We start from the raw sequence: 11,961 nt of genomic DNA, 5'->3' as shown, positions 1-11,961 counted from the left end.
GGGAAGGTGAAAGACCGGCTGGACCCGGGACGGTTAAGAGCGCGTTTCTGGATTGTTACCGGCCACAACAAACTTTACCTACGGAGGGTCTGGCGCTCCAGGCCAACGGCGGAATACGTTGCCGCAAACAACATTCAACGGAACGGTGAGCCGAGACCCGGCACAGCCGTACCCGCGAATTCGGCATGCCGCACGTCCGTACCCCCCAATTTCGAAGAAAGGACCCGTGCACCATGCGCAAGGGGATCCTCAGCCTTACCGCCGCCGCCGCGGCGATGACCCTCGGCCTCACCGCTTGCGGGAGCGACAGCCCCGAAACCAGCGCCTCGAGCGGTGCCGCCCCCACGGAGAGCGCGGCGGCCGCGGGCAAGGTCGGCGTCATCCTTCCCGACAGCAAGTCCTCCGCCCGCTGGGAGACCGCGGACCGCAAGTACCTGGAGGAGGCCTTCAAGGCCGCGGGTGTCGCCTACGACATCCAGAACGCCCAGGGTGACAAGACCCAGTTCCAGACCATCGCCGACCAGATGATCACCAACGGGGCCACGGTCCTGATGATCGTCAACCTCGACAGCGGCACCGGCAAGGCCGTGCTCGACAAGGCCAAGGCGCAGGGCGTGGCCACCATCGACTACGACCGCCTCACCCTCAACGGCGGCGCCCAGTACTACGTCAGCTTCGACAACACCAAGGTCGGCACCCTGCAGGGCGAGGGCCTGGTGAAGTGCCTGACCGACAAGAAGGCCGAGAAGCCGATCGTCGCCGAGCTCAACGGCTCGCCGACCGACAACAACGCCACGCTGTTCAAGAACGGCTACGACGGCGTGCTCAAGGCCAAGTACGACTCCGGCGAATACGTCAAGGGCCCGGACCAGTCCGTCCCCGAATGGGACAACACCCAGGCGGGCACGATCTTCGAGCAGATGCTCACCGAGCAGCCGAAGATCGCCGGCGTCCTGGCCGCCAACGACGGTCTCGGCAACGCCGCCATCTCGGTCCTCAAGAAGAACAACCTGAACGGCAAGGTCCCGGTCACCGGCCAGGACGCCACCGTGCAGGGCCTGCAGAACATCCTCGCCGGCGACCAGTGCATGACGGTCTACAAGGCGATCAAGAAGGAGGCCGACGCGGCCGCCGCGCTCGCCATCGGCCTGGCCAAGGGCGAGAAGCCCGCGGCGACCGGGACGGTCAAGGACACCGAGAGCGGCGCCGACGTGCCCTCCGTCCTCCTCGACCCGCAGCCGATCTTCTTCGACAGCGTCAAGGACGTCGTCGCCGACGGCTTCGTGACCAAGGACGAGCTGTGCACCGGCGAGTTCGCCGACAAGTGCACCGAGGCCGGAATCCAGTAAGGCGCGGAGGGGGCGGCCGGTCGTTCCCCCCGGCCGGCCGCCCCCTCGCGCTCGATCGCGGCACACCTCACCCTGTGACGCCGGGAGACGCGGCAGGTGGGCGTCTTCCGGCGTCACAGGGCGGGACGCCGCCCGCAGGCGTCCGAGCCGCGCGAGCTTCGCCGCGCGAAATGAACACAGGGAGCACAACCCCATGACCCCCGCACTGGAACTCCGCGGGATCGACAAGAGTTTCGGTCCCGTACAGGTCCTGCACGACGTCTCCCTCTCCGCGTACGCCGGAGAGGTGACCGCGCTGGTCGGCGACAACGGCGCAGGCAAGTCCACCCTCGTCAAGTGCGTCGGAGGCATCCACGCGATCGACTCCGGCGAGTACTTCTTCGACGGCAAGCCCGTCCAGATCGGCAGCCCGCGCGACGCGGCCGACCTGGGCATCGAGATCGTCTACCAGGACCTCGCGCTCTGCGACAACCTCGACATCGTCCAGAACATGTTCCTTGGCCGCGAGCACAAGCGCGGCATCGTCCTCGACGAGGACACGATGGAGGAGATGGCGGCCAGGACCCTGGAGAGCCTGTCGGTCAGGACCGTCAAGTCCATCCGCCAGCTCGTCGCCAGCCTCTCCGGCGGCCAGCGCCAGACGGTGGCCATCGCCAAGGCCGTGCTGTGGAACAGCAAGGTCGTCATCCTCGACGAGCCGACCGCCGCCCTCGGCGTCGCCCAGACGGCGCAGGTGCTGGAACTGGTCCGGCGCCTGGCCGACCAGGGCCTGGCCGTCGTCCTGATCTCGCACAACATGAACGACGTCTTCGCGGTGTCCGACCGGATCGCCACCCTCTACCTCGGCCGGATGGCGGCCCAGGTCAAGACCTCGGACGTCACCCACGCGCAGGTCGTCGAACTGATCACCTCCGGCCGCAGCGGGGACCTCGGCCTCACCAACGGAGTCACCGTATGACCGCCACGATTTCGCCGAAGACCGTACACGAGGCACCCTCGATCAGGACCAACGTCCGCGGCTACGCCGAGAGGGTACGCGGCGGCGACATGGGCGCGCTGCCCGCGGTGTTCGGCCTCGTGGTGCTCTGCGCGATCTTCGCCATCCTGCGTCCCTCCTTCCTGACCGCGGGGAACTTCGCCAACCTGTTCACCCAGGGCGCCGCGGTCACCGTGATCGCCATGGGCCTGGTCTTCGTGCTGCTGCTCGGCGAGATCGACCTGTCGGCGGGCTTCGCCAGCGGTGTCTGCGCGGCGGTGCTCGCGATCATGCTCAGCAGCCAGGGGCTGCCCTGGTACGTGGCGGTGGGCGCGGCGATCCTCACCGGCGTGGTGATCGGCACCGCGATCGGCTCCATCGTCGCGAAACTCGGCATCCCGTCGTTCGTGGTGACGCTCGCGGCCTTCCTCGCCTTCCAGGGCCTGGTCCTGCTGCTCGTCAAGGGCGGCACCATCATCGCCATCCGCGACGAGACCATCCTGTCGATCGCCAACAAGAACCTCCCGCCCACGCTGGGCTGGATCCTGCTGGTCGTGGGCGTCGCCGCCTACGCCGGTCTCCAGCTGCTGCGTGCCCGCAAGCGCACCTCCCGCGGCCTCACCTCCGACCCGATCTCGCTGATCGCGGTCAGGGTCGGCGCCCTCGCGCTGCTCGGCGGCCTCGCCGTCTACTTCCTCAACATCGAGCGCAGCCGCAACGTCGCCGTCGTCTCCCTGGCGGGCGTGCCGCTGGTGGTGCCCATCATCGTGGTGCTGCTGCTGATCCTGACGTTCGTGCTCCGCCGCACGGCGTACGGGCGCCACCTGTACGCGGTCGGCGGCAACGCCGAGGCCGCGCGCCGGGCGGGCATCAACGTCGACCGGATGAAGATCAGTGCCTTCGTGATCTGTTCCTCCATGGCCGCGGTCGGCGGCATCATCGCCGCCTCACGGGCCAGCTCGGTCGACCCCAACACCGGCGGCAGCAACGTGCTGCTCTACGCGGTCGGCGCCGCCGTCATCGGCGGCACCAGCCTGTTCGGTGGCAAGGGCCGGGTGCTGGACGCCATCCTCGGCGGTGCCGTGGTCGCGGTCATCGAGAACGGCATGGGCCTGATGGGCTACAGCTCCGGGGTGAAGTTCATGGTGACCGGATCGGTCCTGTTGCTCGCCGCCATGGTGGACGCGTTGTCCCGCAAGCGGGCGGCCGCCACTGGTCTAAGGTGATCAGCGACTCCGATCCACCGAAGGAACATCACGTCATGCGGGCAGGCCCCTCCCAGGAGGAGATCAGGCGTCACAACCTTGGGGCCCTGCTCAGGCACGTCCATCTGAGCGGCCCCACCTCGCGTGCGGAACTCACCAACCGGATGGGCCTCAACCGCAGCACCATCATGGCGCTGACCGCCGATCTGACAGCCGCGGGGCTGGTCAGGGAGGAACTCCCCAGGGAGACGGGCAGGGCCGGGCGTCCGTCCCTGGTGGTCCGCCCGGAGTCGGCGCGGGTCTACGTGTTCGCCCTCGACGTGGGCGTCGACCGGCTGGTCGCCGCCCGCGTCGGCCTGGGCGGCACCATCCTCGACCGCCGCGAGACGGTACGGCGGCGCGGTGACTTCTCCCTGGAGGAGATCGTCGGCCCGCTCGCCGCCTTCGCCCGGCAGATGCACCGCAGGACCCGGCCCGACACGGTGTGCGTCGGGGTGGCGGCGGCCTTCTCCGGGGGAGTGGGACGCGGCGACGGGGTCGTCAGGTTCGGGCCCAACATGGTCACCGTGGACGACGTGCCGTTCGCCGACGAGATGACCCGGCGGCTGGCCTTCGGCCTGCCGGTCACCGTCGGCAACGACGCCAACCTCGCCGCCCTCGCCGAGCAGACCAGGGGTGTCGGCGTCGGCTGCCGCGACCTCGTCTACCTTCACGGCGACGTCGGCATCGGCGGGGGAGTGATCGTCAACGGCCAGTTGCTCGGCGGCCACCTGGGCTTCGGCGGCGAGGTCGGGCACATGATCGTCAACCCTGACAAGGGACGGCTCTGCGGGTGCGGCTCGCACGGCTGCCTGGAGGCGGAGGTCGGGGAGCGCGCCCTCCTGGAGGCCGCGGGCCGCTTCGGCTCCCGGGTCGGCAGGGACGCCGTCCGCGCCGCGGTCGACGCAGCCGACCGGGGAGACGTCGTCGCGCAGGCGGCCCTGAGCCGCGTCGGCGACTGGCTCGGCCTGGGCGTCTCCAACCTCGTCAACCTGTTCAACCCCGAGATGGTCGTCTTCGGGGGCACGCTCAGGGAGATCTACCTCGGCTCCGCCGCGCAGGTCCGCAGCCGCCTCGCCCTCGACGCCCTGCCCCCGTGCCGCGAGCAGCTGCGCCTGCGCACCTCGGCCCTCGGCGATGACGCCACTCTCGTCGGCGCCGCCGAACTGGCCTTCTCCCAGGTCCTCGCCGACCCTCTCGAAGTCCTCGCCCGCGCCGGCTCCTGATCCTCCCGCGCCGTCCGGCGGTGGTGAGGAGCGGGGGCTGCCCCGCTGCCCGGGGTGGGGCGTTCTGATCCGCGGCGGTTCGTGGTCTGCGGCGATCCCGGTTCTCGGGCGATCGGTGCGTCGTGGCGATCCGTGGGGTGTCGCGCCGCCGGCACCCGCAGCCGTGGGGTGCCGGCGGTGGTGCGGGGTTACCTCACGAGACCGGCGACCAGGTGGCGCAGCTCGATGTGACCGGCCTTGAGTTCGGCGACGTCACCCTCGACGCGCTTCATGGAGAGCTCCAGGTTGCCGACGGAGCGCTTGACCACGGAGATCTCCTCGCGGAGTTCGGCGTGCCCGGCTCGCATCTCGGCACGGAGCTCGTCCTGTCCCGTGCGAAGTCCGGTCAGTTCCGTGCGGAAGCCGTCCATGTCCGTGCGGAAGCCGTCCATGTCCGTGCGGAAGCCGTCCATGTCCGTGCGGAAGCCGTCCATGTCCGTGCGGAGTCCGGTCAGTTCCGTGCGGAAGCCGTCCATGTCCGTCCGGAGTCCGGTCAGTTCCGTGCGGAAGCCGTCCATGTCCGTGCGGAGTCCGGTCAGTTCCGTGCGGAAGCCGTCCATGTCCGTCCGGAGCCCGGTCACCTCCGTCCAGAGTTCCGATGTCACCGTCCGCAGGTCCTTCAGAACCTCCAAGATGCCGGTGTTGATCACCCTGTTTTCCCGGTTCTGCGCGCGGAGCGCGGCGACGTCCGTTTCCAGGACGCTCAGGCGGTTGTCTGTTGTGTCCATTCCGTCTTTCTCCTTGCCGTCGACCAGCGGGGGGACCGGGCCTGGTTCCGTGGCGAGGAGGGCGCTCACGGGGAGGGTCGTTCAGGCGGCGTCGCAAGGTTACTGAATGTCATGAGGTCGTCGCCACTCGTGATCATGCTTCGTAGGGGGCCGCCCGCGCCGGGCGGGCACGGGGGATGAGGTCTGAGCCTCCCGGGGGATGAAACTTATACCGGGTGGAAAAGAACGACCACCCGTCACGCGTCCGTGGGACGGCGGCGGGTGGTCGCGGGGGTCAGCGCGGTCGGGAGGGTCAGGCGACCCTGGACTTGGGGGCGGAGAAGGTGTTGCAGGCGCCGGGGGTCTCCTGCTGGAAGCCGCGGGTCACCCAGTAGGCGATGCTCTTGGTCGTACCGTGGCTGGCCGTGCTGTAGGCGGCGTTCAGGACGTACCTGAAGTCCGACTCGCGGCGGCCGAGGGAACGCCAGATGCTGCCGATGAAGGCGCCGCTCAGGCACTCGGCCTGGAGCTCGACCTTGCGCAGCTCGGGCAGGTACGCCTTGTCGTTCTTGTACTTCCGCTTGAACACCGTGGGCAGGATCCCGGAGAGCTGCTGGACGTGGTGACCGTACTCGTGGGCCAGGGTCTGCAGCAGGAACAGCTCGGTCGCCTGGGAGAGGATCCCCTTGTCGAGGTAGAAGGTGATCTTCTTGTTCAGCGAGCAGTAGACCGCCTGGGCGCCCTTGGGGAACTTGCCGCAGCCGGTCGGGACGCCGATGCGCGTGGTGACCGCGAACTTGGGCTTGGAGAACGGCAGTTTCGTCTTGGAGAACTGGTACTCCCAGCCCTCGTTGAGGCAGTCCAGAGCGAAGCTGAGATAGGTCTCGGCGGTCTCCAGGTCGTCGTTGTAGACCGGTTGCTCCGGACAGGCATCCGGTTCGAGCTTGCCCGTCTTGTAGATCGGGTTGGCGGTCAGGGCGGCCTGGCCCGTGGGTACCGGCGCGAGTCGTCCGGTGGTGACCGCGGCGCCCGCCGTACCGGCGAGCAGCGTACTCACGAGCACGCCGGAGAGCAGTGCGATAAGGGGGATGCGCATGATCCTCAACCCTAGGGGAGGTTAAAGGGGGGGTAAAGCAGATATGCGGCCACGCTTGGGAAGCGCGGCCGCATATCGCGGTTTCGTGCCGGAAGTCAGGCGGCGTGCGGCGTGCCGGAGATCGGGCGACGGGTCGGGAGGCTCAGGCGACCCGGCCGGCCGGGGCCGTCCAGGTGTTGCAGCCGGACGGGGAGCTCGCGTCGAAGCCGCGCTCCATCCAGTAGGCCTGGCTGCGGCCCTTGCCGTGGTCGTTCTTGGGCCAGTTCTTGTGCCCGTTGGCGCTGACCCAGCTGACCATCGCCTCCCACTGCGCCTGCTCGACCGGCAGGTCGTCGGCGGCCTGGCGCAGGAAGGCGGAGGCCAGGCAGTCGGCCTGCAGTTCGAGGCGGCGGGAGAAGGCCAGCTTGGTGGACGAGGAGGCGCGCCAGATGCTGCGGCCGTAGTAGTCCATGATGCCCGCGAGGCGCTGCACGTGGTGGCCGTACTCGTGGGCGATGAACTGGGCGTGGTTGGCGGGGTGGGCGTTCTTCAGGACATCACGCGTGACACCGATGTAGATGGTGCGGTTGCTGGAGCAGTACAGCCCCCCGGCGCTGCTGGGCCACCGGCCGCAGGGGGTGTTCACCTTGGTGGTGGAGAAACGGAGCTTTGGGTGGGAGAACCCCAGGTTGGTCTTCCTGAACTGGGTCTTCCAGGCAAGGTTCAGGCAGCGGACGAGCTTGGTCACGAAGGTCCGGTAGGAGGCCGCGCTCCCCGCGCGGATCTGTCCGGCCTGACAGCGCATGGTGGGCAGGGTGCCGGTGCGGTAAAGGGGACTGGCCGTCGCGGCGGCCCGGCCGCGCGGGGGTGCCTGCTCCCTGGTGGAGGCGGCGGAGCTGGAGGGGGTGGTCGTACCCGACGTCGTCCCGGTGACCGGCGCGACCTGCTGCGAGGCGGAGGGCGCGATGGTCCGTGAGGCGGACGCGCCGGCCGGGCCCAGACCCGTCACCAGCGCAAACGTCAACGAGGCGGCAACAAGAGATGATAGTTGCCTATAGGGGAGAGTTTTCATGGTGGGGCAAAGGTTATTGCAAGTGTGGATAAAACGTGCAGAATCACTGCTCCCGGGGGTTGCGTCCTCCATCGCAACTAGACTCGTCGTGACGTTGACTGGACAGAGAGGATGATTCCGTGAGCGAGCGGACCGGGCAGCCTGGAAATCTTCTGGAGTCGGTCAAGGGGCCAGGAGACCTCAAGCGCTTGGCGGTGGACGAGCTACCGGTCCTCGCCGCCGAGATCAGGGATCTCCTGATCTCCTCCACCGCCCGCAGCGGCGGCCACCTCGGCCCCAACCTCGGCGTCGTCGAGCTGACGATCGCGATGCACCGGGTCTTCGACTCGCCACGCGACCCCATCCTGTGGGACACCGGCCACCAGGCCTACGTCCACAAGATGCTCACCGGCCGGGCCGGGCAGTTCGACACGCTCCGCCAGGAGGGCGGCCTGTCCGGCTACCCGAGCCAGACCGAGTCCGAGCACGACATCATCGAGAACTCCCACGCCTCGACCGCGCTGTCGTACGCCGACGGCCTGGCCAAGGCGTACAGGCTGCGCGGCGAGGCCGGCCGCACGGTCGTCGCGGTGATCGGGGACGGGGCGCTCACCGGCGGCATGGCCTGGGAGGCGCTCAACAACATCGCGGCGCGCAAGGACCTGCCGCTGATCATCGTGGTCAACGACAACGGCCGCTCCTACTCGCCGACCATCGGCGGGCTCGCCTCCCACCTGGCCTCCCTGCGCACGAACCAGCGCTACGAGGACGTGCTCGACTTCGTCAAGGGCAACCTGACCAAGGTCCCGGTGGTCGGCGCCCCCGTCTACGACGCCCTGCACGGCGTCAAGAAGGGCCTCAAGGACGTCCTGGCTCCGCAGGTCATGTTCGAGGACCTCGGCCTGAAGTACATCGGGCTGGTCGACGGCCACGACGAGCAGGCCGTGGAGTCCGCGCTGCGCAGGGCCCGCGACTTCCGCCGCCCGGTCATCGTGCACGTGCTCACCAAGAAGGGCTTCGGCTACTCCCCGGCGGAGAACCACGACGAGGACTGCTTCCACTCGCCGGGCGTCTTCGACCCGCTGACCGGTGAGGAGAAGCCGAAGCCGCACGGCTGGACCAACGTCTTCGGCCAGGAGATGGTGCGCCTGGGCGCCGAGCGGCGCGACATCGTGGCGATCACCGCCGCGATGCTCGGCCCCACCGGCCTGATCCCGTTCTCCGAGGCCTACCCCGACCGCCTCTACGACGTCGGCATCGCCGAGCAGCACGCCCTGACCAGTGCCGCCGGTCTGGCGCTCGGCGGCCTGCACCCGGTGGTGGCCGTCTACGCCACCTTCCTCAACCGGGCCTTCGACCAGCTCCTGATGGACGTCGCCCTGCACCGGCTCCCCGTCACGGTCGTGCTCGACCGGGCGGGCGTCACCGGCGACGACGGCGCCAGCCACAACGGCATGTGGGACCTGTCGATCCTGCAGGTCGTCCCCGGCCTCTCGGTCGCCGTCCCCCGCGACGAGCCCCGCCTGCGCGAGCTGCTGGCCGAGGCCGTGGAGATCGACGACGGCCCGACCGTCCTGCGCTACCCCAAGGGAGCGGTGACCGCCGAGATCGAGGCGGTCGGCCGTCTCGGCGAGATGGACGTGCTGCGCGCGGGCGATCCCGACGTGCTGCTCGTGGCCGTGGGGCCGATGGCCGGACTGTGCCTGGAGGCCGCCGACCTGCTCGACGCCCAGGGCATCTCCGCCACGGTGGTGGACCCGCGCTGGGTCAAGCCCCTGGACGAGGCCCTGGTGCCGGCCGCCCGCGCCCACAAGCTGGTCGTGGTGGTCGAGGACAACGGCCGGGTGGGCGCGGTCGGCGACGCGGTGGCCCGCATGCTGCGCGACGCCGACGTGGACGTCCCGATCCGCACCTACGGCATCCCGCAGCGCTTCCTCGACCACGCCAAACGTCCGAAGATCCTCGGCGAGATCGGCCTGACCTCGCAGGACATCGCCCGCCAGATCACCGAGGCGATCGCGAAGCGCTCCCCGGCCCTGGAGAACCACCCGGCCCGCTGACGGCGTCGCCCGCGCCCGTCCCCTCCCGGGGCGGGCGGGCGCGGTGGTTGATCACGAGGAGGCCCGCGACCACGACGGCCACGCACGCGAAGATCGGCACCAGTAGGTGCTGGTTCTGGCGCAGGGCCTCGCCCGCCAGGGCGCCCAGCGACAGGTAGACGGTCACCCAGACCGCGCCACCCGCCAGGGCCCAGCGGACGAAGCGCGTGTACGGCACGCTCGACGCCCCGGCGACGACCGGGGTGAGCGAGCCGACCACGGGCAGGAAGCAGGCGGCCGCCAGAGCCGGACCGCCGCCCGTGCCCGTGGCCAGTCGCTCGGCCCGCGACCAGCGCCGCTCGCCGATCCGGCGCCCGGTCCCGCCGCGGCGCAGCCGCGATCCGTACCGGCGGCCGACGAGCCAGCCGCCGGTCGCGTACAGGACACACCCGGCGCACCCGGCGAGCGCCACCACCGCGACGTCCCAGGGATCCGCCAGCGTCGCCCCCGCCACGAGGATCGCCGCGACACCGGGGACCAGCGATCCGGCGAACGCCAGCACCGCGAGGAGTACCGAACCGACCAGGTACGGAGACGACGACTGCAGCATGTCCAGGAGCATGACCCCAGGATCGCCGCCGTGAGCGGCGGCCGGCATCGGGGACCTCCCCCCAAACAACCCCGAGTTCGCCGTTCGGCCGCCGATCGGCTGGGCATGTGACCTGAAACACAGCGCCGGCGGCCGGGGAGGGACCATGAGTGTCTTGCGCGTCAAGTCGGTGGAACAGTCGATCTCGGATACCGAGGCGCCGGAACACCGGCTGCGCAAGGATCTCAGCGCGCTGGACCTCACCGTCTTCGGCATCGGCGTCGTCATCGGCACCGGCATCTTCGTGCTCACCGGCCGGGTCGCCAGGGAGACGGCCGGGCCCGCGGTCGCCCTGTCCTTCGTGGCCGCGGGCGTCGTCTGCGCGCTGGCGGCGCTCTGCTACGCCGAGTTCGCCTCCACCGTCCCGGCGGCCGGGTCCGCCTACACCTTCGCCTTCGCCACCCTCGGCGAGTTCCCCGCCTGGATCATCGGCTGGGACCTGATGCTGGAGATGATGCTCGGCGCCGCGGTCGTCGCGGTCGGCTGGTCGGGATACCTGACCTCGCTGCTGGCGTCCCTGGGCATAACGCTGCCCGGCGCGATCGCGGGGGAGGGGGCGGCGTTCAACCTGCCCGCCGCGCTCATCGTGCTGATCCTCACCGCCGTCCTGGTCGTCGGGATCAAACTGTCGTCCCGGTTCAACCTGGTCATCGTCACGATCAAGCTCGCGGTCATCCTGCTGGTCGTCGTGGCCGGGCTGTTCTTCGTCAGGGCCGCCAACTACTCCCCGTTCATCCCGCCGTCGAAGCCGACCCCCGCGGTGGAGGGGCTGTCCGCGCCGCTGATCCAGGTGCTGTTCGGGATCACCCCGGTCGCGTTCGGGGTGCTGGGCATCTTCAGCGCCGCGGCCATCGTGTTCTTCGCCTACATCGGCTTCGACGTGGTCGCCACCGCCGCCGAGGAGACGCGTAACCCGCAGCGGGACCTGCCCATCGGCATCCTGGCCTCGCTCGGCATCTGCACGGTGCTCTACGTCGCGGTCTCCCTGGTCGTCGTGGGCATGCAGCCCTACGGCCAGCTCAGCGAGGCGGCACCGCTCGCCGACGCGTTCAAGGCGGTCGGCCAGACCTGGGCCGCGTCACTGATCAGCATCGGAGCCCTGGCCGGCCTGACGACGGTCGTGATGATCCTCATGATGGGCATGTCGCGGGTGATGTTCGCCATGTGCCGCGACGGCCTGCTGCCGCGCGGGCTGGCCAAGGTGCACCCCAAGTACCGGACCCCGTACCTCATCACCATCATGATGGGCGTCGTCGTCGCGGCCCTGGCCGGACTGGTGCCGCTGTCCACCATCGCCGAGCTGGTCAACATCGGCACGCTCTTCGCGTTCGTGGTGGTCTCGACCGCGGTCGTCATCCTCCGCCGCGCCCGTCCCGACCTGCCGCGTTCCTTCCGCACCCCGCTCGTGCCGCTGGTGCCGATCCTGTCGGTGCTCGCCTGCCTCTACCTGATGCTCAACCTCCCGGTGGAGACCTGGCTCAGGTTCGTGGCGTGGATGCTCCTCGGGGTCCTGCTCTACTTCGGGTACGGCTACCGGCACAGCCGGCTGTCGGAGCACTCCCGGTGACCGCCGTACGGCTCCCCCGCCGCGGGAGGGCGGGGGAGC

Annotated in this window: 10 protein-coding genes; 6 read left to right on the top strand and 4 right to left on the bottom strand. The window is 69.7% G+C overall.

The window, feature by feature from the left end; translation table 11 throughout:
* The first annotated feature begins 233 nt into the window (after window positions 1-233).
* The 4 genes from ACVCAG_RS19950 (at window position 234) to ACVCAG_RS19935 (ending at window position 4,795) form a co-directional block, all read left to right on the top strand.
* Entirely contained in the window at window positions 234-1,349 is a 1,116-nt protein-coding gene (locus ACVCAG_RS19950) for a substrate-binding domain-containing protein (RefSeq protein ID WP_440084802.1), read from the top strand.
* A 193-nt stretch (window positions 1,350-1,542) separates the two neighbouring features.
* A complete protein-coding gene (locus tag ACVCAG_RS19945; protein ID WP_362681189.1) occupies window positions 1,543-2,307 on the top strand; it encodes an ATP-binding cassette domain-containing protein in 765 nt (254 codons plus the stop codon).
* Window positions 2,304-3,551, top strand: a complete 1,248-nt coding sequence (locus tag ACVCAG_RS19940; RefSeq protein ID WP_440084801.1) for an ABC transporter permease subunit — start codon at window positions 2,304-2,306, stop codon at window positions 3,549-3,551. Before ACVCAG_RS19945 ends, ACVCAG_RS19940 begins: the two co-directional genes overlap by 4 nt.
* A 35-nt stretch (window positions 3,552-3,586) precedes the next feature.
* Window positions 3,587-4,795 carry an ROK family transcriptional regulator gene (locus ACVCAG_RS19935; RefSeq protein ID WP_362681183.1) on the top strand — a complete coding sequence of 403 codons (1,209 nt, stop codon included), beginning with the start codon at window positions 3,587-3,589 and terminating at the stop codon, window positions 4,793-4,795.
* A gap of 188 nt (window positions 4,796-4,983) precedes the next feature.
* Here the strand turns inward: ACVCAG_RS19935 and ACVCAG_RS19930 are convergent, their stop codons facing one another.
* The 3 genes from ACVCAG_RS19930 to ACVCAG_RS19920 form a co-directional block, all read right to left on the bottom strand.
* Window positions 4,984-5,562, bottom strand: coding sequence for a hypothetical protein (locus tag ACVCAG_RS19930; protein WP_447190108.1), 579 nt, complete (start codon window positions 5,560-5,562; stop codon window positions 4,984-4,986).
* Between the two features lie 292 nt (window positions 5,563-5,854).
* Window positions 5,855-6,637, bottom strand: coding sequence for a neutral zinc metallopeptidase (locus tag ACVCAG_RS19925; protein ID WP_440084799.1), 783 nt, complete (start codon window positions 6,635-6,637; stop codon window positions 5,855-5,857).
* 142 nt (window positions 6,638-6,779) lie between these two features.
* Window positions 6,780-7,625 (bottom strand): neutral zinc metallopeptidase, encoded by an 846-nt coding sequence (locus ACVCAG_RS19920; protein ID WP_440084798.1) that lies wholly within the window; start codon window positions 7,623-7,625, stop codon window positions 6,780-6,782.
* A 182-nt stretch (window positions 7,626-7,807) separates the two neighbouring features.
* On the opposite strand from ACVCAG_RS19920, the gene dxs reads away from it, so the two are divergent.
* Entirely contained in the window at window positions 7,808-9,727 is a 1,920-nt protein-coding gene (gene dxs, locus ACVCAG_RS19915; RefSeq protein WP_440084797.1) for a 1-deoxy-D-xylulose-5-phosphate synthase, read from the top strand.
* Here dxs and ACVCAG_RS19910 read toward each other — a convergent pair.
* The gene (locus ACVCAG_RS19910) at window positions 9,672-10,328 is read right to left on the bottom strand and encodes a VTT domain-containing protein (RefSeq protein ID WP_440084796.1); all 657 of its coding nucleotides are present in this window, start codon (window positions 10,326-10,328) and stop codon (window positions 9,672-9,674) included. The genes dxs and ACVCAG_RS19910 overlap by 56 nt on opposite strands.
* Before the next feature lie 133 nt (window positions 10,329-10,461).
* Between ACVCAG_RS19910 and ACVCAG_RS19905 the strand changes: the two genes are divergently transcribed.
* Complete coding sequence (locus ACVCAG_RS19905) at window positions 10,462-11,922, top strand: amino acid permease (RefSeq protein WP_440084795.1); 1,461 nt, start codon at window positions 10,462-10,464, stop codon at window positions 11,920-11,922.
* The last annotated feature ends 39 nt before the right edge of the window (window positions 11,923-11,961 follow it).

Source organism: Streptosporangium sp. G12, assembly GCF_052983175.1.
Note: the sequence above shows the minus strand (reverse complement) of the source record. Positions and strands in the feature narration are given on the sequence as shown.